Origin of the sequence: Streptomyces sp. NPDC048018, from assembly GCF_043202995.1 — a bacterium.
Lineage (GTDB): Bacteria > Actinomycetota > Actinomycetes > Streptomycetales > Streptomycetaceae > Streptomyces.
Genome location: NZ_JBIDBK010000007.1, coordinates 24,680 through 47,894, shown reverse-complemented (window position 1 = coordinate 47,894; position 23,215 = coordinate 24,680). Strand labels below are relative to the sequence as shown.

25 protein-coding genes are annotated in these 23,215 nt (G+C 73.1%); 12 read left to right on the top strand and 13 right to left on the bottom strand.

The window, feature by feature from the left end; genetic code table 11:
- From ACGF1Z_RS26080 to ACGF1Z_RS26070, 3 genes are read right to left on the bottom strand one after another with little or no spacing between them, the layout of a single operon-like run.
- Positions 1 to 672 (bottom strand): hypothetical protein, encoded by a 672-nt coding sequence (locus ACGF1Z_RS26080; RefSeq protein ID WP_393007955.1) that lies wholly within the window; start codon positions 670 to 672, stop codon positions 1 to 3.
- A 36-nt stretch (positions 673 to 708) separates the two neighbouring features.
- Positions 709 to 1,713: a 4-hydroxythreonine-4-phosphate dehydrogenase PdxA gene (pdxA, locus tag ACGF1Z_RS26075; RefSeq protein ID WP_393007953.1), complete on the bottom strand. Its 1,005-nt coding sequence runs from the start codon at positions 1,711 to 1,713 to the stop codon at positions 709 to 711.
- A complete protein-coding gene (locus tag ACGF1Z_RS26070; protein WP_393007951.1) occupies positions 1,710 to 3,047 on the bottom strand; it encodes a four-carbon acid sugar kinase family protein in 1,338 nt (445 codons plus the stop codon). The genes pdxA and ACGF1Z_RS26070 overlap by 4 nt, the downstream gene beginning before the upstream one ends.
- 119 nt (positions 3,048 to 3,166) lie before the next feature.
- Here ACGF1Z_RS26070 and ACGF1Z_RS26065 point away from each other — a divergent pair, with 119 nt between their 5' ends.
- Together ACGF1Z_RS26065 and ACGF1Z_RS26060 are read left to right on the top strand one after the other, a co-directional pair.
- Entirely contained in the window at positions 3,167 to 4,138 is a 972-nt protein-coding gene (locus ACGF1Z_RS26065) for a LysR substrate-binding domain-containing protein (protein WP_393007949.1), read from the top strand.
- Positions 4,139 to 4,219: 81 nt separating this feature from the next.
- Positions 4,220 to 5,218, top strand: a complete 999-nt coding sequence (locus tag ACGF1Z_RS26060) for a TAXI family TRAP transporter solute-binding subunit (protein ID WP_393007947.1) — start codon at positions 4,220 to 4,222, stop codon at positions 5,216 to 5,218.
- 320 nt (positions 5,219 to 5,538) lie between these two features.
- On the opposite strand, the gene ACGF1Z_RS26055 is transcribed toward ACGF1Z_RS26060, so the two are convergent.
- Entirely contained in the window at positions 5,539 to 6,987 is a 1,449-nt protein-coding gene (locus ACGF1Z_RS26055) for an ATP-binding protein (protein ID WP_393007945.1), read from the bottom strand.
- Positions 6,988 to 7,005: 18 nt separating this feature from the next.
- Positions 7,006 to 7,710: a response regulator transcription factor gene (locus ACGF1Z_RS26050; RefSeq protein ID WP_393007943.1), complete on the bottom strand. Its 705-nt coding sequence runs from the start codon at positions 7,708 to 7,710 to the stop codon at positions 7,006 to 7,008.
- 276 nt (positions 7,711 to 7,986) lie between these two features.
- Between ACGF1Z_RS26050 and ACGF1Z_RS26045 the strand changes: the two genes are divergently transcribed.
- The 8 genes from ACGF1Z_RS26045 to ACGF1Z_RS26010 all read left to right on the top strand — a co-directional run bounded on the left by ACGF1Z_RS26045 (position 7,987) and on the right by ACGF1Z_RS26010 (position 14,722).
- Positions 7,987 to 8,772, top strand: a complete 786-nt coding sequence (locus ACGF1Z_RS26045; RefSeq protein WP_393007941.1) for an amino acid ABC transporter ATP-binding protein — start codon at positions 7,987 to 7,989, stop codon at positions 8,770 to 8,772.
- Between the two features lie 161 nt (positions 8,773 to 8,933).
- Positions 8,934 to 9,854 carry a glutamate ABC transporter substrate-binding protein gene (locus ACGF1Z_RS26040; RefSeq protein WP_393007939.1) on the top strand — a complete coding sequence of 307 codons (921 nt, stop codon included), beginning with the start codon at positions 8,934 to 8,936 and terminating at the stop codon, positions 9,852 to 9,854.
- Between the two features lie 150 nt (positions 9,855 to 10,004).
- Entirely contained in the window at positions 10,005 to 10,652 is a 648-nt protein-coding gene (locus ACGF1Z_RS26035; RefSeq protein WP_393007937.1) for an amino acid ABC transporter permease, read from the top strand.
- On the top strand, positions 10,649 to 11,551 hold the full coding sequence (locus ACGF1Z_RS26030; RefSeq protein WP_393007935.1) for an amino acid ABC transporter permease: 903 nt from the start codon (positions 10,649 to 10,651) through the stop codon (positions 11,549 to 11,551). The genes ACGF1Z_RS26035 and ACGF1Z_RS26030 overlap by 4 nt, the downstream gene beginning before the upstream one ends.
- Before the next feature lie 169 nt (positions 11,552 to 11,720).
- Complete coding sequence (locus ACGF1Z_RS26025; RefSeq protein WP_393007933.1) at positions 11,721 to 13,400, top strand: FAD-dependent monooxygenase; 1,680 nt, start codon at positions 11,721 to 11,723, stop codon at positions 13,398 to 13,400.
- Between the two features lie 43 nt (positions 13,401 to 13,443).
- Positions 13,444 to 13,530 carry a putative leader peptide gene (locus tag ACGF1Z_RS26020; RefSeq protein WP_381281530.1) on the top strand — a complete coding sequence of 29 codons (87 nt, stop codon included), beginning with the start codon at positions 13,444 to 13,446 and terminating at the stop codon, positions 13,528 to 13,530.
- A 77-nt stretch (positions 13,531 to 13,607) separates the two neighbouring features.
- Positions 13,608 to 14,231, top strand: a complete 624-nt coding sequence (locus ACGF1Z_RS26015; protein ID WP_393007931.1) for a cysteine dioxygenase — start codon at positions 13,608 to 13,610, stop codon at positions 14,229 to 14,231.
- 59 nt (positions 14,232 to 14,290) lie between these two features.
- Positions 14,291 to 14,722, top strand: a complete 432-nt coding sequence (locus tag ACGF1Z_RS26010) for a rhodanese-like domain-containing protein (RefSeq protein ID WP_393008465.1) — start codon at positions 14,291 to 14,293, stop codon at positions 14,720 to 14,722.
- A gap of 96 nt (positions 14,723 to 14,818) precedes the next feature.
- Here ACGF1Z_RS26010 and recX read toward each other — a convergent pair whose 3' ends face one another.
- Together recX and recA are read right to left on the bottom strand one after the other, a co-directional pair.
- Positions 14,819 to 15,508: a recombination regulator RecX gene (gene recX / locus ACGF1Z_RS26005; protein WP_393007929.1), complete on the bottom strand. Its 690-nt coding sequence runs from the start codon at positions 15,506 to 15,508 to the stop codon at positions 14,819 to 14,821.
- Positions 15,390 to 16,529: a recombinase RecA gene (gene recA / locus ACGF1Z_RS26000; protein ID WP_393007927.1), complete on the bottom strand. Its 1,140-nt coding sequence runs from the start codon at positions 16,527 to 16,529 to the stop codon at positions 15,390 to 15,392. The genes recX and recA overlap by 119 nt, the downstream gene beginning before the upstream one ends.
- Before the next feature lie 505 nt (positions 16,530 to 17,034).
- Between recA and ACGF1Z_RS25995 the strand changes: the two genes are divergently transcribed.
- Positions 17,035 to 17,331 carry a barstar family protein gene (locus ACGF1Z_RS25995; RefSeq protein ID WP_393007925.1) on the top strand — a complete coding sequence of 99 codons (297 nt, stop codon included), beginning with the start codon at positions 17,035 to 17,037 and terminating at the stop codon, positions 17,329 to 17,331.
- Between the two features lie 21 nt (positions 17,332 to 17,352).
- Here ACGF1Z_RS25995 and ACGF1Z_RS25990 read toward each other — a convergent pair.
- The 3 genes from ACGF1Z_RS25990 to ACGF1Z_RS25980 form a co-directional block, all read right to left on the bottom strand.
- Positions 17,353 to 18,182 (bottom strand): IS5 family transposase gene (locus tag ACGF1Z_RS25990; RefSeq protein WP_393008463.1). Its coding sequence is split into 2 segments (ribosomal slippage): positions 17,353 to 17,870 and positions 17,870 to 18,182, totalling 831 coding nucleotides; the frame shifts between segments, so codons are not numbered across the junction.
- A gap of 67 nt (positions 18,183 to 18,249) precedes the next feature.
- Positions 18,250 to 19,383: an AI-2E family transporter gene (locus tag ACGF1Z_RS25985; RefSeq protein WP_393008461.1), complete on the bottom strand. Its 1,134-nt coding sequence runs from the start codon at positions 19,381 to 19,383 to the stop codon at positions 18,250 to 18,252.
- A 319-nt stretch (positions 19,384 to 19,702) separates the two neighbouring features.
- On the bottom strand, positions 19,703 to 19,897 hold the full coding sequence (locus tag ACGF1Z_RS25980; RefSeq protein ID WP_393007923.1) for a DUF3046 domain-containing protein: 195 nt from the start codon (positions 19,895 to 19,897) through the stop codon (positions 19,703 to 19,705).
- A 79-nt stretch (positions 19,898 to 19,976) separates the two neighbouring features.
- On the opposite strand from ACGF1Z_RS25980, the gene ACGF1Z_RS25975 reads away from it, so the two are divergent.
- On the top strand, positions 19,977 to 20,912 hold the full coding sequence (locus tag ACGF1Z_RS25975) for a hypothetical protein (protein WP_393007921.1): 936 nt from the start codon (positions 19,977 to 19,979) through the stop codon (positions 20,910 to 20,912).
- A 32-nt stretch (positions 20,913 to 20,944) separates the two neighbouring features.
- On the opposite strand, the gene ACGF1Z_RS25970 is transcribed toward ACGF1Z_RS25975, so the two are convergent.
- From ACGF1Z_RS25970 to ACGF1Z_RS25960, 3 genes are all read right to left on the bottom strand, one after another.
- On the bottom strand, positions 20,945 to 21,253 hold the full coding sequence (locus tag ACGF1Z_RS25970) for an AzlD domain-containing protein (protein WP_393007919.1): 309 nt from the start codon (positions 21,251 to 21,253) through the stop codon (positions 20,945 to 20,947).
- Positions 21,250 to 21,990, bottom strand: a complete 741-nt coding sequence (locus ACGF1Z_RS25965; RefSeq protein WP_393007917.1) for an AzlC family ABC transporter permease — start codon at positions 21,988 to 21,990, stop codon at positions 21,250 to 21,252. The genes ACGF1Z_RS25970 and ACGF1Z_RS25965 overlap by 4 nt, the downstream gene beginning before the upstream one ends.
- A gap of 187 nt (positions 21,991 to 22,177) precedes the next feature.
- The gene (locus ACGF1Z_RS25960) at positions 22,178 to 23,167 is read right to left on the bottom strand and encodes an AraC family transcriptional regulator (protein ID WP_393007915.1); all 990 of its coding nucleotides are present in this window, start codon (positions 23,165 to 23,167) and stop codon (positions 22,178 to 22,180) included.
- Positions 23,168 to 23,215 lie beyond the last annotated feature (48 nt).

Genomic DNA, 23,215 nt, shown 5'->3' with positions numbered 1-23,215 from the left:
CTACGGCCTGCCGGTCGCCTCCAGTACGGCCGTGAGCTGGGCGGCGAGGGTGCCCGCGTCCGGGCGGACCGCGCCCGCGAAGGCCGCCGAGCCGACGGTGAAGGCGTCGGCTCCGGCCGCGGCGAGGGCCCGGATCTGGGCGGGAGTGCTGAGCGAGCCCGCGACCACGAGCCGGCCGCCCGTCGCGGCGCGGGCCGCCCGGACCAGGGCGAGGGGGTCGGCCTCGGTGGCGCGGTGGGCGAGCAGGTCGACGCCGGCGCAGCCGGCGGCCTCGGCCCGGCGGCAGTCCGCCGCGATCCGGTCCGGGCCGCCGGCCAGGCGGGTCGGATGCCCCTGGGGCTCGCCCACGAAGGGCAGGTAGCGGATCGGGGTCCCGTCGAGGAGGGCGAGGGTCTCCGCCACCCAGGTGCCGCCCATCAGCCAGTCGACGCCGAGGTCGACGGCCGCCCGTACGGAGTCGAGCGCCTGGTCGCGGCCGGTGGCGACGACCTCCAGATGGCTGGTGGCGCCGAGCGCCCTGATCTGCTCGTGCAGCCGGTGCAGGGTGGCGGGGTCGACGCCGACGTCCTTGAAGCCGATGTGGGTGATGCCGAGCTCGCGGACCGAGTCGAGGACGTGGAGGCAGTCGGTGACGGTCCGGTCGTCCCGGGTGAGCATGAAGACGAAGTCCATGGGGGTCCCTTCCAGGACGTGGGCGCAGGACGCGTCCTACGCGAGGGGGGCCAGCTCGGCGGCCCGGCGCAGGGCGGTGAGCAGGCTGGTGTGGTCGGCGGTGCCGGTGCCCGCGAGGTCGAAGGCGGTGCCGTGGTCGACGCTGGTGCGCACGAACGGCAGGCCGAGGGTGATGTTGACGCCGTGTTCCAGGCCCAGGTACTTCACCGGGATCAGCCCCTGGTCGTGGTACTGGGCGACGACGGCGTCGAACTCGCCCGCCCGGGCCCGCATGAAGACGGTGTCGGCGGGCCAGGGGCCGCTCGCGTCGATCCCCTCGGCGCGTGCCGCGCGTACGGCGGGGGCGATGACGTCGAGGTCCTCGCGGCCGAAGAGACCGTTCTCGCCGGCGTGCGGGTTGAGACCGGCGACGGCGATCCGGGGCGGGCGGCCGGCGGCCCCGGCCGTGCGGAGGGCCTCGTGGGTGAGCCGGACGGTGTCCAGCACGCGCGCGACGGTCAGGGCGTCGATCGCGGTGCGGAGGGACTGGTGCACCGTGACGAGGACGATCCGCAGCTCGTCGTTGGCCATCATCATCGCGTAGCGCTCGGTGCCGGAGAGCTCGGCGAGGATCTCGGTGTGCCCGGGGAACGGCAGCCCGGCGAGCCGCAGCGCCTCCTTGTGGATCGGGGCCGTGACGATCGCCCGCACGTCGCCGGCGAGGGCGAGCTCGACGCCCCTGCGGACGTACGCGTAGGAGGCCGCGCCCGCCTCGGCGGCGACGGTCCCGAGCGCGAGGTCTGCGGGCAGCGCGGGGCCTTCCGGCAGGACGTCGATGACGCCGGGCGTCCCTCCGGCTCCGGCGGGGGTCGGGACGGTCCGCACCTGGAGCCGGGTGCCGCTGGTGCGGCAGGCACGGGCGAGGGCACCCGGGTCGCCGATGACGACGAGCGGCGCGCCCGCGGGGCGTCGCGGGTCGGCGCAGGCCTTCACGGTGATCTCGGGGCCGATGCCGTGGGGGTCGCCCATGGTGAGGGCGAGCGGGCGGGGCGGCCGGCTCACCGGCCCTCCCCCTCGCCGGCGCCCTCGCGCTGCCCCTGGCCGGCGCCCTCGCCCTGCCCTGGGCCGGTGCCCTCGCCCTCTCCCGGCCTTCCCTGCGCACGGGCCGCGCCCGCGGCTTCCGCCGTTTTCGGCCCTTCCGCCGTTTTCGGCCCTTCGGCCGTTCCGGGGCCGTTCGCCGCACCCGGGCCCTCCACCGCCCCCGCGCCTCCGTCCGTCAGGACCGCGTGGAGGCGGACGAGGGTGCGGTCGTCGCCGAAGCCGCCGGCCTTGACCAGGACCGGCAGGCGGGGCGCGGTCGGTCCGTGGAGGGTGCCGCGGGCGATGCCCGGCTCCGGTTCGTCGTACAGCTCGATGCCGGTCGCGCCGAGCGCCCCGAGGACGGCGGCGGCGGTCTCCCCGCCGGTGAGCACGAGCCCGTCGGCACGCCGCTCCCCGATCAGGTCGGCCGCGGCGCGGGCGAGCCCCTCCAGCAGGCCGGTGGGGTCGGCGGACCGCTCGTCGGGCGTGTGCAGGGTCATGAAGGGGGCCGGGAGCGGGGAGGCGGTGGCGGTGGCGTGCGGGTCACGCGCCGTGGACTGCGCGTGGAGCAGGGCGAGTTGGCGCCTGCCGGCGGGGTTGGCGCTGCCGACGACGGTCAGCGGGTCGCGCACGGCGGGGAGTTCGGGGCGCGGGTCCGCGGGCCGGCGCGGGTGGCGGCGGGCGAGGGAGGCGGCCAGGCCCGGCGAGCCCACCCACAGGACGTCCCGGGGGCGCGGAACGGCCGCGACGACGGCGTCGAGGTCCGCCTCCGTGGCAGCCGAGCAGACGAACACCCCGCCGGAGGCCAGCAGTCCGGGCAGTTCCGTCAGCCCGGCGGGCCCGGGACCGACGAGGACGGCCTCCGGCAGCAGCTCGGCGAGATCGGCCGTGCGGACCGGGTGGGCCGGGTCTCGGGCGAACTCGCTCGCGTCGACCCGTACGCCCCGCACGTACTGGACGCCTCCGAGCGTCGTACGGCCCTCGGTCGGGAAGGCGGGGGCGAGGATCGCGGCGCGGCGGCCCGAGCCGGTGAGCGCGGCGCGCAGTTCGGCGGCGACGTGGCCGCGCAGGGTCGAGTCGACCGTCTTGAGGAGCAGCTCCGCGCCCGCGTAGCGCTCGGCCGCCCGTGCGGTCCGCGCGGCGGCCTCCGGCTCCGCCAGCAGACGGGTGCCGAGATCGACGGCGGTGACCCCCGGCCCGCGGGGTTCGGGGGCGAGGAGGACCAGGGCGCGGTGGCCGGAGCGCCGGAAGGGGGCGGCTCCGTCGGCGGCGCTGGTGAGGTCGTCGGCGAGGACGACGACGGTGGATGGCGACATCGGGATGTGTCCCCCGGATCGTGGTGGATCGTGGTTCCGTGACGAGATCAACCCTGTCTCGCCGGGAAGCCGCAGGACAAGCGATTCCTTCTCACTCCACCTGTGATCGGATGTCACACATGACCCGGCCCGACCTGCCTCCGCTGAACACCCTGCTGCCCTTCGAGGCGACCGTCCGGCACGCGAGCATGACGCGCGCCGCCCAGGAGCTCCATGTCACGCACGGGGCGGTCAGCCGGCAGGTGCAGAACCTGGAGCGGGCCCTGGGGACGCCCCTGTTCGAGCGAGGAGCGCGCTCGCTGCGGCCCACCCCGCAGGCCCGCCGTCTCGCCGCGGCCGTAGGCGACGCGCTGGACCTCGTCGAGTCGGCCGCCCGTGAGGTCTCCGGGCGGGAGCGGGGCACCGGCCCGCTCGCCCTGTCGTGCGAACCCACGCTCCTGATGCGCTGGCTCATCCCGCGTCTTCCGGAGCTCGCCGCCCGGCACCCCGGGCTGACCGTGCACCTCTCGGCGGGCGGCGGCCCCGTCGCGTTCGCGCGGGACACGGTGGACGTGGCGCTGCGCCGGGACGACTTCCCCGTGCCCGAGGGCGTCAGCCGGGTGCCGCTGTTCGCGGAGTGGATCGGCCCGGTCTGCCGCCCCGAGCTCGCCGCCCGACTTCTGGGCGGGGAACCCGTGACGCTGCTGCACACCAGCACCCGGCCGGCCGCCTGGGACGACTGGCGCCGCCTGACCGGGTCCGGCCGGGCGGCGGCCGGGGCCCCGGAACCGTCCCGGGCACCGGCCCCGGCCGCGGATCAGACCTTCGAGCACTTCTACCTCGCGCTCCAGGCGGCCGTCGCAGGCATGGGTGTCGCCGTCGGGCCGTACGCGCTGGTCCGCGACGACCTCCTACGGGGCCAGCTGGCGGCGCCGTACGGGTTCGTCGCGGACGGTACGGGCTACGGGCTGCTCAGCCCGCGTCCGCCGGAGCGCGACGCGCGGACCGCCACGCTCCTCGGCTGGCTGCGGGAGCAGGCGGCGCACCTCACGCCGTCTGCCGGGGACCGGTTCGGATCACCGGGAAGCCCGGCCTCGCCCGCGGACGAGTAGCCCGGGGTCCCAGCAGCCGCCCTGACCAGGGCGTGACGTCCGGCCTGGCCAGAAGCGGGACCGAGCTGGCAGGATCGCGCCATGCCCGCCGCACTGTCCCGCACCGCCCGCCGCCGCCTCCTCCAGGTCTCGGCGGCCCTGCTGGTGCTGGTCGGCGCCCTCGTCTGGTGGCTGGTTCCTTTCGGAACGAAGTCGCCGAGCGGGCACATCGCCTTCAGCACCGGGGTGCCCACGGGCGTCTACCAGCGCTACGGCGAACTGCTCCAGCAGGCCCTGGCCAGGGATCTTCCGGACGTCTCGATAACGCTGAAGAACAGCGAGGGGTCCCAGCAGAACCTCGCCCGGCTCGCCTCCGGCGAGGCCGATTTCACAGTGGCCACGGCGGACGCCGTGGCCCAGTACCAGCGGGACCGCAAGCCCGGCTTCGACCGGCTGCGCGGCTGCGCCCGGCTCTACGACGACTACGTCCAGCTGGTGGTGCCCAAGGGCTCGACCGTGCAGTCGGTGGCCGATCTGCGCGGTCTGCGGGTCGGCGTCGGCCAGTCGGGGTCGGGGGTACGCCTGATCGCCGACCGGGTCCTGGCGGCCGCCGGGCTCACCCCTGACGTCGACATCGTCCCGGTCTCGGCCGGCATCGACAGGATGCCGGCGCTCCTGGAGCGGCACCGGCTGGACGCCTTCTTCTGGTCGGGCGGTCTGCCGACCGAAGGCGTCCAGAAACTGTCCGAGCGCCTGCCGATCCGGCTCGTGCCGCTGGACGACACCCTGATGGAGAGCCTGCACGACGTGGGCGAGTCCACCCGCTACTACCGCTCGGCGACCATCCCGGCGGACGCGTACAGCCTGGCCCAGGACGGCAACCCCGTGGACACCCTGGCGGTCGCGAACATCCTGGTCACCACGGACAAGACCGACCCGGATCTGGTCGAGAGCTTCACCCGCACGGTGATCGGCAGCCGGGACCGGATCGGCAACCAGGTCCACCCCGCGCAGCTGGTGGACCTGCGGACCGCGGTCTACACCGACCCGCTCCCGCTGCACGAGGGCGCCCGGCGCTACTACCGCTCCGTGAAGCCCTGACCGCCCCAGCCGCCCCGCCGCTCCCGGAGAGCGAACCGCCCCGCCCGGCCACCCGCCGGCGGAAGCCCGACCCCACCGCCCGGATCCCCTCCGGGACGGCCCACCGCCGGGCGCGTACCCCTCCGCAAGGCCCGACCACCGCAGAGCGCCCTCCGCTCCGTGACGCCCGACGCCCTTCGAAGGCCTCCGCTCCGTGACGCCCGACGCCCTCCGTAGCCCTCCGCTCCGTGCCGCCCGACGCCCTCCGTAGCCCTCCGCTCCGTGCCGCCCGACGCCCTCCGTAGCCCTCCGCTCCCTGAGGCCCGACCGCCTCCGCGCGCCTACCGGTCCGCGAGGCCCTGCCCCGGCCCGCCCGGCTCCCGGTCCTCGCCCGCCCACGGGTCGTGGCGCGGCACGCTGACGGTCACCCGGAGACCGTGCGGCTCGTTGTGGGCGTACGCGATGGTGCCGCCGCCGGCCGTGAGCAGCACCCGGGAGATGGACAGGCCGAGGCCCGAGCCGTTGATGTTCTGGTGCCGGCCGGAGCGCCAGAAGCGGTCGCCGATCCGCTCCAGCTCCTCGTCGGTGAGCCCGGGGCCGTCGTCGGCGACCTCGATCTCGACGGTCGCCCCGCCGGGGGCCAGCCGGACCGTGACACCGACCTCCTCCCCTTCCGGGGTGAACTTCAGGGCGTTGTCGATCACGGCGTCCAGCGCGCTGGAGAGCGCCACCGGGTCGGCCCAGGCGGTGACGGCGGCCGTCTCGGCGACGATCCCGACGCCCTTGTCGTCGGCGACCGGGCGCCAGGAGGCGACCCGCTCGGCCGTCAGCGCCCCGATGTCGGTGAGCCGCAGCTCGGCGGCGGTGTGCTCGGCGAGCGCCAGGTCGAGCAGGTCGTCGAGGACCCGGGCGAGCCGCTTGCCCTCGGTGCGGACGGAGGCGATCTCCTCGTTGCCCTCGGGCAGCTCCAGGGCGAGCAGCTCGATGCGCAGCAGGAGCGCGGCCAGCGGATTGCGCAGCTGGTGGGAGGCGTCGGCGACGAAGGCCCGCTGCTGTTCGAGGACGTCCTCGACGTGGTCGGCCATCTCGTTGAACGAGCGGGCGAGGTTGCGCAGTTCCGGCGGTCCGCCGGCGGCGGCGACGCGGGACTTCATCCGGCCGGTGGCGATGTCGTGGGTGACGGCGTCGAGGACCCGGACGGGGCGCAGCACCCAGCCGGTCAGCCGGAAGGCGGCCCCGACGGCGAGGAGCATGGCGGCGGCCTCCCCGGCGAAGATCAGCAGCCAGTCGCGGAGGATGCGGGAGCGCAGCTGTCCGGTGGGCGAGTCGGTGACCACGACGGCGACGACGTCGCCGTCCCGGACGACCGGGGAGGCGATGGTGAGCCGCGCTTTCCCCTGCCAGGGCCAGACCTGCGGCGGGTCGTGGCTGCGGCGGCCGAGCAGGGCCTCGTTGAAGGCGCGCCGGCCCTCCCCGTCGTACGGGACGACCCAGTCCTCGGGGGCGGCGGCCATGGAGCGGTTGTCGCGGTAGAAGATGCCCGCGCGGATGTCGTAGACGTCGTGATAGCTGGCGAGCTCGCCGCTGAGGGTGGAGCGGCGTTCGTCGGGACCGATGTTCCGTTCGCTGACGAACTGGGCGAGCGCGGCGAACCGGGCCGCGTCGTCGAGCCGGTCGACGACCACCCGCTGCTGCTCGGAGGCGGCGGTGCTGGCGGCCAGCGGGAAGCCGAGAGCCAGCAGGACGCCGGCCATCAGCACGATGAGGAGCGGAAGGAGTCGGGTGCGCACGAGCGGGCGGGCCCTCGGCTACGCGGTCGGCGCGACCAGGCGGTAGCCGACGCCCCGCACGGTCTCGATCAGGGCGGGCATGCGCAACTTCGAGCGCAGGGAGGCCACATGGACCTCCAGCGTGCGGCCGGTGCCCTCCCAGTTGGTGCGCCAGACCTCGCTGATGATCTGCTCGCGGCGGAACACCACGCCGGGCCGCTGGGCGAGCAGTGCGAGCAGGTCGAACTCCTTGCGGGTGAGCGGGACGGCGTCGCCGTCGACGCTGACGCGACGGGTGGGCAGCTCGATGGTGACGGTGCCGAGCTGCAGCGTGCTGTCCTCGGTGGTTCCGGCCTGCTCCTCGGCGCCGGCGTGGCGCCGGCTGACGGCGTGGATGCGGGCGAGCAGCTCACCGGTGTCGTAGGGCTTGACGACGTAGTCGTCGGCGCCGAGATTGAGGCCGTGGATGCGGGAACGCACGTCGGCGCGCGCGGTCACCATGATCACGGGGGTGGTGGTGAGCTTCCGGATGCGTCCACAGACCTGGTAGCCGTCCTGGTCGGGCAGCCCGAGGTCGAGGAGGATCACCCCGTACGAAGGGCGCTCGCCGTGCGCGGCGGGCAGCACCGCCTGGAGCGCCTCCTCGCCGTTGCGGGCGTGGGTGACGGTGAAGCCGTGCCGGGCGAGGACCGCGGAGAGCGCGGCGGCGACGTGGTCGTCGTCCTCGACGAGCAGTAGTCTCATGGCCCTCCTCCGTAATCTCTCCGTGCGGTGCGCGAGGCGCGTGATGACGTTCTGTGTACCAGGGCATGAACGCCGATGGTCGCGGTCGCAGTCAAGTCCGCCCCGGGGAAGCCCGTGCTTCTGTTATCCACCCGGTACGGCACCGACCATCCCGTTCACGCAGTGTGTCCGGTTGCGACCGGATCGTTATCCTCAAACTTCGCTCAGATGTGATGACGCTCCGCACACCCGGTCTCTAGTGTCCTCCCCAACCGAGCAGGACGGAGCGAGAAGCCGATGAGCGGAGTGTCAGTGACCCAGGGTTCGCAGGACGCGGTGCCGGCCACGGACGACCTGGTCGTGCTGTCCGACGTGAACAAGCACTTCGGCGCGCTGCACGTGCTCCAGGACATCGACCTGACGATCCGTCGGGGCGAGGTCGTGGTGGTCATCGGCCCGTCCGGGTCCGGCAAGTCCACGCTGTGCCGCACCATCAACCGCCTGGAGACGGTCGACTCCGGCAGCATCACCATCGACGGGAAGCCGCTGCCCCAGGAGGGCCGGGAGCTGGCCCGTCTGCGGTCGGACGTGGGCATGGTCTTCCAGTCCTTCAACCTCTTCGCGCACAAGACGGTGCTGGAGAACGTGATGCTGGGCCAGATCAAGGTCCGCAGGACGGAGAAGCAGGCGGCGGAGGCCAAGGCCCGCGCACTGCTCGACCGGGTCGGCGTCGGCACCCAGGCCGACAAGTACCCGGCGCAGCTGTCCGGCGGCCAGCAGCAGCGCGTGGCCATCGCCCGCGCGCTCGCCATGGACCCCAAGGTCATCCTGTTCGACGAGCCGACCTCGGCGCTCGACCCGGAGATGATCAACGAGGTCCTGGAGGTCATGCAGCAGCTGGCGCGGGACGGCATGACGATGGTCGTCGTCACCCACGAGATGGGCTTCGCCCGCTCGGCCGCCAACCGCGTGGTCTTCATGGCCGACGGCCGCATCGTCGAACAGGCCGCCCCCGACGAGTTCTTCAGCAACCCGCGCAGCGACCGCGCCAAGGACTTCCTGTCGAAGATCCTGCACCACTGAGTCCGCACCACCGGGACCCGCGCACGCGGATCCCCGCACCATGGGGTCGCGCGCCGGCGCGAACCCGGCACCGTCGCCACGCGCCCGGAACTCCTTAGTCACTGCACGCGACTTGCTGCACACTGACGATCAACTACCCTCGACCCTTAGGGATGTTCACGATGAAGCTCCGCAAGACCGCGGCCGTGGCCGTTGCCGTCCTCGCACTGACCGCGACCGCCTGTGGCGGCAAGGAGGGCTCGGCCGGCGACAAGCCCGCCACCAAGCCCGGCGACTCCGGCGCCCCGCAGCTCCCCAAGTACACGGTCGCGAGCGGTGTCGACCTGGCCGCGTCGCCGACCTTCAAGAAGGCCAAGGAGCGCGGCAAGCTCATCATCGGCTCCAAGGCCGACCAGCCCTACCTCGGCTTCGAGGACCAGGCCACGAAGAAGCGCTCCGGCTTCGACATCGAGATCGCCAAGATGATCGCCGCCGACCTGGGCTTCTCCGAGGACCAGATCGAGTGGAAGACGGTCGACTCCAAGCTCCGCGAGACCGCCATCTCCACGGGCCAGGTCGACTACTACGTCGGCACCTACACGATCAACGACAAGCGCAAGGCGCAGGTCGGCTTCGCGGGCCCGTACTACCAGGCCGGCGCCGACCTCCTGGTGCGCAAGGACGAGACCGGGATCACCGGCCCGGAGGCCCTGAAGGGCAAGAAGGTCTGCTCGATCACGGGCTCGACCCCCCTCCAGGAGATCAAGAAGCCGCAGTACGGCGCGGAGACCGTCGAGCTCGGCAAGTACTCCGACTGCGTCCAGCAGCTGCTCACCAAGCAGGTGGACGCCGTCACCACCGACGACTCGATCCTCAAGGGCTACGCGGCCGCCAACGCCGGCAAGCTGAAGGTCATCGGCAAGCCGTTCACCAAGGAGCCGTACGGCATCGGCATGAACAAGGAGGACAAGGCCCTCCGCGACAAGGTGAACGACGTCCTCAAGGCGCACGAGGACGACGGCACCTACAAGAAGATCTACGAGGCCACCCTCGGCCTCTCGGGCTCGGCCTACACCGAGCCGCCGGCGATCGTCCGCTACTGACGGCTGCCCCGCACGCGCGGACGCCCCGCAGCCCCGTAGCCACGTACACGTCCTCCCCGGACGCCGGCTCCGGTGCCGCGGGGCGTCCGCCCCCCTGCCCGTACGCCTGCTGCCCGCAAGCCCGCCGCTGACTGCCGACGCGGAGTCCTCATGAACGTACTGCTCGACCATTTCGCGGAGTTCCGCAACGGATTCATAGGAACCGTGGAGATCACCGCCGTCAGCTCGGCCATCGCGCTGGTCCTCGGCATCGTCATCGCCGGCTTCCGGGTCTCCCCCGTCCCCCCGCTGCGCTTCTTCGGCACCGCCTGGGTGACGCTGCTGCGCAACACCCCGCTGACGCTGCTCTTCCTGGTCTTCTTCTTCGTGGTCCCGGAGATCCTCTTCCCGGGCATGAGCCCGTTCCTGCTGGCCTCCCTCGCCCTCGGCTTCTACACCTCCTCGTTCGTCTGCGAGGCGGTCCGCTCCGGCATCGGCACGGTGCCGCTGGGCCAGGCCGAGGCCGCCCGCTCGCTCGGCCTGACCTTCTCCCAGACGCTGCGCCTGATCGTGCTGCCGCAGGCCACCCGGACGGTGCTGCCCCCGCTCAGCTCGATCTTCATCGCCCTGACCAAGAACTCGGCCATCGCCGGCGCCTTCAGCGTCACCGAACTCTTCGGCTGGCAGACCCTGATGAGCGAGGAGGGCTACGCGATCGGCCCGGTCTTCGCCTGGGTCGCCGTGGCCTACCTCGTCATCACCTTCGCCATCAGCGGACTCTTCCGTCTCCTTGAGCGCAACATGGAGGTCGCCCGATGAGCGCCAGCGTTCTCTTCGACGCCCCCGGCCCCAAGGCCCGCATCCGCAACCGGATCTACGCCGTCGTCGGCAGCCTCGTCCTCCTCGCCCTGCTCGTGATCAGCGTCATGCGGCTGAGCGACAAGGGGCACCTCGCCCCCGAGATGTGGGACATCTTCAACTACGCGGGCATCCGGCAGAACATCGCCGACGCGCTGCTCGCGACCCTGAAGGCCTTCGGGCTCGCCGCGGTCGGCTCCCTGGTGCTCGGGGTGCTGCTCGCCGTCGCCCGGCTCTCCGACCACAAGCCCGTCAGCTGGGTGGCCACCGGCTTCATCGAGGTCTTCCGTTCCCTGCCGCTGCTCATCACCATCTACGCGGTGTGGGTCGCCTTCCTGACGGACTACTCGCTGTGGGCCCTGGCCGTCGGCCTGTCCGTCTACAACGGCTGCGTCCAGGCCGAGGTGCTGCGCGCCGGCGTCAACGCGGTGCCGCGCGGACAGCGTGAGGCCGCCTACGCGCTCGGCATGACCAAGACCCAGGTGATGACCAGCGTCCTGCTGCCGCAGGCCGTCCGGGCCATGCTCCCGACGATCATCAGCCAGCTGGTGGTCACCCTGAAGGACACCTCCCTCGGCTTCGTCATCCTCTACCCCGAGCTGCTCTACTCGGCCCGTCTGATCGCCTCCAACACGCTGGTCAACGGCCAGTACCCGTACGTCTCCGTGATCGTGGTCTTCGGCGCCGTCTACATCGCGCTGTGTCTTGCGCTCTCCGCGCTGGCCACCTGGATCGAGAAGCGCGGACGGCGGGCGAAGACCGGCATCAAGGTCTCCGACGCGCAGGCGCAGGACGTCGTGGCGGGCACGGACGCCGGCCGCCCCGGCGGCACGGGTGGCCCCGGTACGACGGAGAACTGACGGTATGTGACATCATCCGGGGGCAGTGGCGACGCCGCTGCCCCCGTCACTTGACGCACGCATCCCCAGTGGGTTGCATACGTTCTGTGATCAAGCTCCGGGCCCGTGCCACACTCTGCTGTGCTTCCCGCATGACCGTACGGCCTCGCACGCCTTCAGGAGCCGCGCCGTGGACCCGGTGATCATCGTAGGCGCGGGGCCGGTCGGTCTCGCACTCTCCCTCGCCCTGGCCGCCCAGGACGTGCCCTGCGTCGTCCTCGACGAGACGTCCGGCAAGGAGGAGCCTCGGCCCGCCCGCACCGTGGTGCTGCGCGCCGACATGGCCGCCCTGGTGGAGCGGCTCGGCTGTGCCACGCTCCGTGACGAGGGGGTCCGCTGGGTCGGCTGGCGCTCGATGCGCCGCCGGCAGCAGATGCGGCACGTCCCGCTCGACCTCGGCCTGACAGGGGACGCCGGCGCGGACGGCGGCGCCGACGTGCCGGCCGCCCCGCTGCACATCCCCCAGCACGCGCTGGCCCGCGGCCTGCGCGACGCCGTGGCGCGCGAGGAGCTCGTCACGCTCGTCACCGACGCGCGGGTCGACACCGTCGAGCAGGACGCACACGGGGTCGGCGCGCACACCAGGGGCCCCGACGGCGCCTGGTGGCGCGGCAGCCATCTGGTCGGCTGCGACGGCGCCCGCTCGACCGTGCGCAAGCTGCTCGGCGTCCGCTTCCCCGGGCGCACGGCCGTCGAGCGCTACGCGGTGGCCGCGCTGCGCACCGAACTCCCCTGGCCCGGCGAGGCCCTGCTGCATCGTCAGCCGCCGTGGCGGGGCGTCGGCGACGAGATCGCGGCCCGGCCGCTGCCCGACGGGGTGTGGCGGATCGACTGGCTGCTGCCGCCGCGGGGCGAGCTCGTCACCCCCGAAGCGCTGGTGGCCCGCATCCGCGACACGCTCGGCGGCTGGTGCGAGGGCACGACCCCGCCGTACGACCTGATCGACACCGGCGTCCACACCGTGCACCACCGGCTCGCCCGCCGCTGGCGGGTGGACCGGGTCTTCCTCGCCGGGGACGCGGCGCACCTGCTGGGCGCGGTCGGCACCCAGGGGCTCGACGAGGGGCTGCGGGACGTCGAGAACCTGGCCTGGAAGCTGGCCCACGCCTGGCACCACCGGGACGCCTCGCCCACCCTGCTCGACAGCTACCAGAGCGAGCGCCGGGCCGCCGTCGCGGGCCTGCTGCGCGCCGCGGACCAGGCGCTGCCGCTGCTGCGGGGCGGCAGCGGACTCCGGACGTACCTGCCGGGCGGCGGGCGCGGACACGACGCCCTGCTCGCCGACGGGCACCTGGGGCGCGGCCCGCTCGGGGCGCTGCCCGCCTACCCGCACTCCCCGCTGGCACCGGAGCCCTCCGAGGGCCGGATCCCGGTGGGCACGCCGGACGGGGCGCCGGTCGAGGACGTGCGGGTGACCGCCCCCGACGGCACGACCGTGCGGCTCCGGGACCGGCTCGGTCAGGGCCGTCAGCTGGTGCTCCTGGTCGCGCCGGGCACCGGGGTGTGGGACCGGCGCCACTGGGTGAGCGCCGGGGTGATGCCGCGGCTCGCCGAGGCCGTGGACGCGTTGCCGGCGCCCGCCGAGCTGCTGGTGACGGAGGCGTACCCCGGGGCTCCCGCGCACGCCGTGCTCCTGGTGCGCCCGGACGGGCATCTGGCCGCCGCGTTCGCCGGGGTGCGGCCGGAGGAACTGCACGCCGCGGCGGACGCGGTGCGCGGCGGCGACCCGGCGGCCGGGGAGCCGGCCGAGGACGCGTCCGAAGAGGCGGCCGGGGAAGAGACCGCGGACGTGCCCGCGGACGCCTCCTGACGGTCGATTGACCGCCGCGGGCGTCCATGGTGTACTCCGGAGCGTGACCGACACCTGTGTGCGCCTGTGGCGGAGGGTCCATGTGGACCTGATCCGCTACGCGGGCTGCGTGTGTCGCCCGTCCTGCTGAATTCGCCTCCCCCTTCACGGCTTTCGCGCGCGCCCCTCCGGGTCCGCGCGCTTTCGCGAACCTCAGGACGGTCCTTCGTGCCTCAGACACAGCACACCGCCACGCCCGTTTCCGGTCCCTCGCCCGCCCCTGCCCTCTCTCCCTCCCCGTCGTCGGCCCCGTCGTCGTTCCCCTCCCCTTCCGCCGCGCCCTCGTCCGCCTCCTCCCCGGCTCCCACGGAGGCCGACCTGCTGGACTTCGTGCGGCGGACGGCCGCCGACACCGCGCTGATCGACTCGCTGCCCCTCGATCCCGAGGGGCGCACCTGGCTACGGCTCGACGGCCCGGGCGGCAGCGAGGCCTGGCTCATCGGCTGGCCGCCGGGCACGGGGACCGGCTGGCACGACCACGCCGAGTCGTTCGGCGCCTTCGCCACCGCGCGCGGGGTCCTGCGGGAACACTCGCTCGCGGTACGGCTCCCGGCGGGCGGCTGGAAGAACCTGGAGCTCGCCGACGGCGTCGACCGCGGCCGCGAGCTCCCGGCCGGCCGGAGCCGCGCCTTCGGCCGCCACCACGTGCACGAGGTGCTGAACGAGTCCCGCGCCGGGCACGCGGTCTCGGTGCACGCCTACTACCCGCCGCTCCCCCTGATCCGACGCTTCAGCCGGACGGGCGCGGTACTCCGTCTCGAGCAGGTCGAACGCCCGGAGGACTGGCAGTGAGCAGCGCATCCCGGCCCGCGACCACCGGCACGTCCACGGACGGACGGACCGGCGAGCCCGTGGGCGAACCCGTCGGCATCGACGAGCTGTTGGAGCAGGTGCGGTCAGGCTTCGAACGGATCGACGCCCGGACCGCGTACGAGGCCTACGAGGCCGGTGACGCCCTGCTCGTCGACATCCGTTACGCGGCGTTGCGCGACCGGGACGGCCTGATCCCGGGCGCGCTGGTCGTGGAGCGCAACGAACTGGAGTGGCGGCTCGACCCGCTCGGCAGCCATCGCGTCCCCGAGGCGGACAGCCACGCTCTACGGGTCGTGGTGCTCTGCAACGAGGGGTACGCCTCCTCCCTCGCGGCGGCCTCGCTGCACCAGCTGGGCCTGCACCGCGCGACGGACCTCGTCGGCGGCTTCCAGGCATGGCGGGCGGCGGGCCTCCCGGTGCTCCTCCCGGCGAACCGGGAGCCGGACCAGAAGCCGGACCAGGTGGGCTGACGGCACCGGCCCAGGAGTCGGGCCAGCTGGGCAGACGGCGCAGGCGGGAGACCGGGGCGAGGCACCGCTAGGCCGGGGAGGGCGCGGGGGCCACGGCTAGAAGGGCTCCTCCAGCCCCTCCGTGTCCTCGCCCTCCTCCTCCAGGGCCCGGCGGACCACCCGCAGGGCCATGCCCTCCGGGTATCCCTTGCGGGCGAGCATGCCGGCGAGCCTGCGCAGCCGGCGGTCCCGCTCCAGACCACGGGTGGCGCGCAGCTTGCGGTCGACGAGCTCGCGGGCCCGGGCCTCCTCCTGGTCCGAGTCGAGCCGCTCGACGGCCTCCTGGATCACGGTCGGGTCGACGCCCTTGGTCCGCAGCTCGCGGGCGAGGGCCCGGCGGGCGAGGCCCCGCCCGTGGTGCCGGGACTCGACCCAGGCGCCGGCGAAGGCGGCGTCGTCGATGAGCCCGACGTCCTCGAACCGGGAGAGCACCTCGTCGGCCACCTCGTCGGGGATGTCCCGCTTGCGCAGGGCGTCGGCGAGCTGCTTGCGGGTGCGGGGGGTCCCGGTGAGCAGGCGCAGGCAGATCGCCCGCGCCTGCTCAGCCGGATCCTGGGACGACAGCTCCTTCTCGGCCCTCGACGAGTCGGGGCTGTCGTCCGGCCATTCGGTGCGACCGGTCACCGGGTCAGCTCTTGGCCGCGGTGGCCTTGGTCGCCTTGGCGGCCTTGGCCGGGGCCGGGACGGACTTGCCCGCCTCGTCCGTGCCCGCAGCCGCCGCGTCCGTGCCGCTCGCCGCGTCCGCACCCGGCTCGACCGAGGGCTCCTCGGGCCGCACGCCGACGCCCAGCTTCTCCTTGATCTTCTTCTCGATCTCGTTGGCGAGGTCGGGGTTGTCCTTCAGGAAGTTACGGGCGTTCTCCTTGCCCTGGCCGAGCTGGTCGCCCTCGTACGTGTACCAGGCGCCGGCCTTGCGGACGAAGCCGTGGTCCACGCCCATGTCGATCAGGCCGCCCTCACGGCTGATGCCCTGGCCGTAGAGGATGTCGAACTCGGCCTGCTTGAACGGCGGCGCGACCTTGTTCTTGACGACCTTGCAGCGGGTGCGGTTGCCGACGGCCTCCGTGCCGTCCTTCAGGGTCTCGATGCGGCGGATGTCGATGCGCACCGAGGCGTAGAACTTCAGGGCGCGGCCACCGGTCGTGGTCTCCGGCGAACCGAACATCACGCCGATCTTCTCGCGCAGCTGGTTGATGAAGATCGCGGTGGTCTTGGACTGGTTGAGCGCGCTGGTGATCTTCCGCAGCGCCTGGCTCATGAGACGGGCCTGGAGACCGACGTGCGAGTCACCCATCTCGCCCTCGATCTCCGCACGCGGGACGAGCGCGGCGACGGAGTCGATGACGATCAGGTCGAGGGCGCCGGAGCGGACCAGCATGTCGACGATCTCGAGGGCCTGCTCACCGTTGTCCGGCTGGGACAGGATGAGGTTGTCGATGTCGACGCCCAGCTTGCGGGCGTACTCGGGGTCGAGGGCGTGCTCGGCGTCCACGAAGGCGACCTGGCCGCCGGCCTTCTGCGCGTTGGCCACGGCGTGCAGGGTCAGGGTCGTCTTGCCGGAGGATTCCGGGCCGTAGATCTCGACGACACGGCCACGCGGCAGGCCGCCGACGCCGAGGGCGACGTCGAGGGCGGTCGACCCGGTCGGGATGACCTCGATCGGCTCCCGCGAGCGCTCACCCATGCGCATGACGGCACCCTTGCCGAATTGCCGTTCAATCTGTGCGAGCGCGGCGTCGAGCGCCTTCTCGCGGTCGGTTCCTGCCATGGGTTCCACCCGGTTTGCTTGAGTCGATCGCTTCATGTGAAAGACGCTAACCCCTGCCACTGACAATGGGCCCCGGCGTCCCTCCCGGCCTGTGGATAACTCGGCGAAAACCCCGTGATTCCAAGGTCCTGAACTCCCATGAGAATGGATGTTCGATTTTCGTGTCAAGCGCACCACGCCGGTGCCGCGACACGGACGAGGGCCCCCTGCCCGTCTCCCCGGCCACCCGCTTCGCCCACCGGCATGCCCACCCCCTCCGACCCGCCGCACCGCGCCCGGGCCGTCCGCCGGTGCCGCTAGGGTCTGTCTTTCGGATCAGGGAGCGGCGTCTGGTGCGTGCAGCTGCAAGGCGGAGGAGGGAGCCATGGCGGAGCCCTGGCGACCGACGACAACGCCGCAGATGCGCGTGCCAGACGCCGCGAGCCCGGCATGATCCGAAAGACAGGCCCTAGAGCGTGTCTCCTTGACCGGTGATTCTCGTGGTGGGGCTGGTTACTCTGCTGCGATGACGGACAGCGAGCTGATCGTTGACCTGCGGGGTCGGCTGATCGAGACACTCAACGACTTCTGGGATGCGGTGAGCGAGCCGTGCGGACTGCCAGAGTGGTTTGGCCGGAACCTGGACGCGTGGTCGGACACGATTGAGACCCGGGGCATCTCCGAGGTGATCGACAGCCACGACGTCCTGATCGTGCATGTCGACCAGCGGGGCCTCTTCGACGGGCACCGGCAGGAGGCCGACGTCCTGGCCGGCATCTTTGACGGAGAACAAAACCAGCTCATTGTTCATGGGCGGGCCTGACGAATCCTTCAGACGTCTGGCTCAGCGCCGGCTCCAAATGAGGATGGCGGCAAGATGGAGTGCGGCCTGGTAGGCGATGGCGAGCTTGTCCGTTCGCATGGCCAGGCCGCGCCACTGCTTGAGCCGGTTGATGCACCGCTCGACCGCGTTGCGCTGCTTGTATGCCTCGGCGTCGAAGGCCGGCGGTCGGCCGCCGGCACGGCCTCGCCGCAGACGGTGGCCGACCTGGTCGGACGGCTGGGGGATGACAGCGCGGATTCCGCGTCGGCGGAGGTGACTTCGGATCGCGCGGGATGAGTACGCACGGTCCGCCAGGACGGCATCGGGCCGGGTCCTCGGTCTCCCCGGTCCGCTTCGCGGAACGCGGATGGCGACCATGACGGTCTCGAAGGCTGGAGCATCACCCGCCTGCCCTGCGGTGACGCGGAGGGCCAGGGGCCGTGCACGGGCGTCGCTGGCAAGGTGGACCTTCGTGCTCAGGCCGCCGCGCGAGCGTCCGAGTGCGTGGTCGTCGGGTTCGGCCCGACCTGGAGCCCCTTTTTTCTGGCGCCAGCGGAATGCTGGTGAGCCCGGCAGACGGTGGAGTCCACCGACACGGTCCAGCCGATGTCGTCAGCATCGTTGGCCGCTGCCAGGACCGCGGCGAGGATGCGTTCCCAGGTGCCATCCACGGCCCACCTGATCAGCCGCTTGTGGGCCGTCTGGAACGAGCCGAGCTCGTCGGGCAGGTCCCGCCAGGGCGAGCAGGTGCGGTACTTCCACGCGATGGCCTCCAGGGTTCGGCGGTGATCGGCCCACCGCCGACCGCGGACCGGATCGGCCGGCATCAGCGGCTCGATCCGGTCCCACATCGCATCAGTGATCACTAACCGGACAGACACATCCGATCAACTGACCAGCCGATCAAAGAGACACGCTCTAGTCCCGGTCCCTCTCCGTCTGCTCCTTCTTGTGGTGCAGCGCCTTCTGGAGGCGGGCGACGACGGCCTCCCCGTAGCGCCGGTGACCGTGGACGCGCGGGTCGTCGGTGACGTCGTAGCGCTTCACATAGGCGCCGAGGAAGGCCTGGAGGGTGGCGACGGCCGGGATCGCGATCAGCGCGCCGACCGCGCCGAGGAGCGCGGTGCCCGCGATGACCGAGCCGAAGGCCACGGCCGGATGGATGTCCACGGTCTTGGAGGTCAGCTTGGGCTGCAGCATGTAGTTCTCGAACTGCTGGTAGACCACGACGAAGACCAGCACCCACAGCGCGTACCAGGGGTCCACGGTGAAGGCGATCAGCATCGGCAGGGCGCCCGCCAGATAGGTGCCGATGGTCGGGATGAACTGCGAGACCAGGCCGACCCAGACGGCCAGGGCGGGCGCGTACGGGATGCCCAGGATCTCGAAGAGCACGAAGTGCGCCACTCCGGAGATCAGCGCCATCAGGCCGCGCGAGTAGAGATAGCCGCCGGTCTTGTCGACGGCGATCTCCCAGGCGCGCAGCACCTCGGTCTGCTTGGCCGGCGGCAGGACGGAGCACAGCGCCCGGCGCAGGCGGGGTCCGTCGGCGGCGAAGTAGAACGCGAACAGGAAGATCGTCAGGAGCTTGAAGAGACCGCCGAGGAGCGTCGCGGAGACGTCCAGGACACCGGCCGCGCTGTTCTGGACGTACTTCTGCAGCCAGCCGGAACGCAGCACGCTGTCCTGGACCTCGACCCGGGACAGCTCGGTGTGGAAGTGCTGGTTGGCCCAGTTGATCAGGGAGTCGAGGTACTTGGGGAAGTTCTCGACCATGTCGACGATCTGCCCCGCGAGCATCGAGCCGAGGAGCACGACGAAGCCGACGCTGACGATCAGGACGCCGAAGAAGACGATGAAGGTGGCGAGGCCACGGCGCATCCCGCGCGCCGCCATGCGTCCCACGGCCGGCTCGATGGCGAGCGCCAGGAAGAAGGCGAGCAGGATGTTGACGAGCAGACCGATGAGCTGGTGGAAGGCCCAGTTGCCGAGCTGGAAGCAGGCGTAGAGCGCGAGGGCGAGCACCATGGCCCGGGGCAGCCAGCGCGGCATGCGCGCCGCCGGCGCCTGCGGACCCACGACGGCGGCCGATCCCGCCACCTCTTCGGAGGCCGGTTCCTCGGCGGGGGCCGGTTCAGCCGTCTCCAGGGAAGAGGGAGCGCCCGGCCGGCGGGCGCCCGTCACCCCGGGCGGCCTCTCGTCCCGCCCGGTCGGCACGGAGGCCCGACCCGGCGTCGCCGTCCCGCCCTCGTCGGGCAGGGCGCCACGGCGCTCGTCGTCGGTCTCGCCTGCGGTCTCGTCGTTCGCGTCAATCGGGGCCACCCCGCCAGTCTCGCGCACCGCGCGGACATTCCCGTCCGGAGCCGTCACCTCACTGCTTCTCGGCCGGTACGCCGACGGCCGTGCAGACGGCCCGCCAGACGTCCTTGGCCTCCCACCCGGCGTCCAGGGCCTCGTGCACCGTGCGCCCGCCGAGTTCCGTCATCACATGGTCCCGGGCGAAGGTCTCGGCGTAGGACGCACCGAAGTGGTCCGTCATCCGTTCCCAGAAAATCGTCAACCGCATGACCCCAGTATCCCGCTCCCAGGAGTGCAGCCCGGGCCTTAGGCCTTGTCAGACGCGCCTTCGCGCCTAACGTCGGAACATGGCCGGAAATCCTCCAGAAAAACCCGCTCCTGTCGCGTCACCCCTCGCACGGGCCGAGCACTTCGTCTGGCTGACCGCCCGCGTGCTCGAACAGCGCCGGTTCGCCTACCACTTCCTGCGTGGCGGGGCGGATCCCGTCGAGGCCGCGCTCACCGCGTACCTGAACGAGGACGGCGGCTACGGCCACGCCCTCGAACCCGATCTGCGGGGGCCGGTCAGCCAGCCGCTGCACACCGCGCACGCCCTGCGGGTGCTCGACTCGATCGGCCGGTGCGGCGGGCTGCGGGTCGAGCGGATCTGCCGCTATCTGACCGAGGTCTCCACCCACGACGGCGCCCTGCCGGCCGTGCACCCCTCGCAGCGGGGCTATCCGACGGCGCCGTTCGTGCCCGTCGTCGACGATCCGCCCAGCGAACTCCTGACCACCGGGCCGGTGGTCGGTCTGCTGCACCGCAACCAGGTCTGGCACGCCTGGCTGTTCCGGGCCACCGAGTTCTGCTGGGCGGCCGTGGACGCGCTGGAGAAGTCCCATCCGTACGAGGTCCAGGCAGCGGTCGCCTTCCTCGACGGGGTGCCGGACCGGGCCCGCGCCCAGGCGGCGAGCGACCGGCTCGGGCGCCTGGTGCGCGAGCAGCGGCTGGCCGTACTGGACCCGGACCGGCCGGAGGACTACCCGGTCGCCGACGGTTACGCGCCGGGCGAGCACCACTATCCGTACGACTACGCGCGCGTGCCGGACTCGCTGGCCCGCCGCTGGTTCACGGACGAGGAGATGGGCCGCTCCCTGGACCACCTCGCGGCGATCCAGGAGCAGGACGGCGGCTGGCCGGTCACCTGGCGCCAGTGGGCGCCGGGCACCGCCCTGGAGAACCGCCCGATCGTGACGGTGGAGGCACTGCGGACCCTGCGGGCGCACGGCCGCGCGATCGTGTGAGGAGGCCGGCGCCCCCGGCGCGTGCGCCGGGGTCAGCCGCCCAGGGCCCGTACGCCTGCCGTGACCACGACGGCCGCGCCGACGACCACCAGGAACGGAGCCCGCAGAAAGAGGGCCACGGCCGCGGCGGCGACCCCGGCGGCGCGGGCGTCCACGGCGAGGGCGCCCTGGGCGCCGAAGGTCTGCTGGGCGGTGAGCGCGGCCAGGAGGGCGACCGGCAGCAGGGCGGCGAGGCGCTGCACCAGGGGACGTTCCAGGGTGTGTGCCGGGACGAGCAGCCCGAGCAGCTTGACCAGGTAGCAGCCGCCGGCGGTCAGCGCGACGGCGATCCAGACGTTCATCGGGCGTCCTCCTCGGAGCGGCCGCCGGCCCGGCGGCCGCGGAACCAGAGCACGGCGGGTGCGGCGAGCGCGGCGGCCAGCACCGGGACGCCGGCCGGCAGCACGGGCAGCAGGCCCAGGCCGAGCAGGACGGCGAGGGCCGCGGTGGCCCGCTCGGTGGCCGACTTCAGCATGGGTGCGAGCAGGGCGAGGAAGACGGCGGGGCCGGCCGCGTCCAGTCCCCAGGCGGCGGTGTCGCCGATGGCCTCGGCGCCGAGGGCGCCGAGCAGGGTGGTGAGGTTCCACAGCACGTACAGGGTGAGCCCGGTGACGGTGAAGCCGAGGCGGGCGGTCCTGCGGTCCGGCTGGGCGAGCGCGACGGCCGTGGTCTCGTCGATGACCCACTGCGCGGCGAACGGCCGGACGGAGCGGCGCAGGGCGAGCAGCTGGGAGAGGCGCAGCCCGTAGAAGGCGTTGCGGGTGCCGAGGAAGAACGCCCCGGCGGCCGCGGTGAACGGGTTCCCGCCCGCCGCGAGGGCGCCGACGAGCGCGAACTGCGAGGCGCCGGTGAACACCAGCAGGCTGAGCGCGCAGGTCTGGAGCAGGCTGAGACCGGCCCCTGCGGAGGTCACGCCGAAGGCGAAGCCGGAGAGACCCACGGCGACCCCGACCCCGAGGGCGTCGCGCACGACGGCCGCGTCGCTCTTGGGGGTGGTCCCGTCGCCGCGTATGACGGGAGGTGCTGTCTGTTCTGCCACGTCAGGGACGGTACGGCGCGGCCCCGGGCCAGGTCTTGTACGTTCTTGCGGCCGGCCCGGCACCCCCTCCGGGGCCCGCCGACGGTCGCGCCGCCTCGCGCCGAAGGGACGCCCGGCCACGCCGCCGGTCGCCCCGTACGGCCGACGGAGGACGAAGGCGCCCGGGGACGGATCTCCGGTGAAGTCGCTACCGGGCGCCGCGCGCCCGCTGGTACGCCCCCGGGGGCACGCCCACGCTCCGGGTGAAGTGCCGGTTGAGGTGGGGCTGGTCCGTGAATCCGACGGCGACGGCCGCGTCCGCCGGCGGGGTCCCGGCGTCCAGGAGGCGTCTGGCCCGGCGGACCCGGGCATCGGTCAGCCAGGTGTGCGGCGGCATCCCGTAGGCGGCCCGGAAGGCCCGCAGCAGCGCGAAGGGGCCGGTGCCGAGCTCCGTGGCGAGCTGCTCCAGCGTCGGCGGGTCGGCCATCCGCTCCTGCAGGACCGCACGCGCGCGTGCCGCGTCGCGCGCCCCGGCGGCGAGCGGCGCCCGCGGTGCGACCCGGCCGCCGTGGCTGCGCAGCATCCGGGCGGTGACGAGCCTCAGCAGGCTGTCGGCGGCGAGCGCGTTGCCCTCCTCGGCCGCCCGGTGCACGCCGATGACGAGCTGCGCCGCGTACGGGTCGTCGACGACGGGAGCGGTGAACCCGACGTCGCCGCGCAGCGCGACGGTCTCGGCCGCGATGGACCGGATGAGCTCGGCGTCAGGGTAGATCGTGCGGTAGGTCCAGCCCTCGGGCACCCCCGCGTGCCCGGTGTGCGGGGTGTCGGGGTTCACGAGCGCGATCTGTCCGGGTCCCGCGTGCACGAGGTCGCTGCCGTAGTGGAAGGCCTCGACGCCCTCGGTGATGGCGGCGAAGACGAAGCTCTCGTGGGTGTGCCGGGAGAAGGACTTCCGGACGTAGTGCGCGTGCAGCAGGTCCACCCCGGGCAGCCCGGCCGGCTGCCAGTACCGCGCCCGCTCGCCGCGCGTCGCTTCCCCGCCCTGCACGGGCGCGCCGCTGCGGTCGCCCGCGGCGACGGCGTGCCCGCGCGGCCGCGTGCCGGACCCCGCGGGGCCGGCGGGGGCCGCCGGGTGCGCGGGGCCCGCCGGCGTGCCCGCGCGCGCCTCGCTTCCGCGTCCGCCGTCACCACTCGCCATTCCCCCATTCTGCGCCACTCCGACAGGCCGCCACGAGCCGGTTTCCCC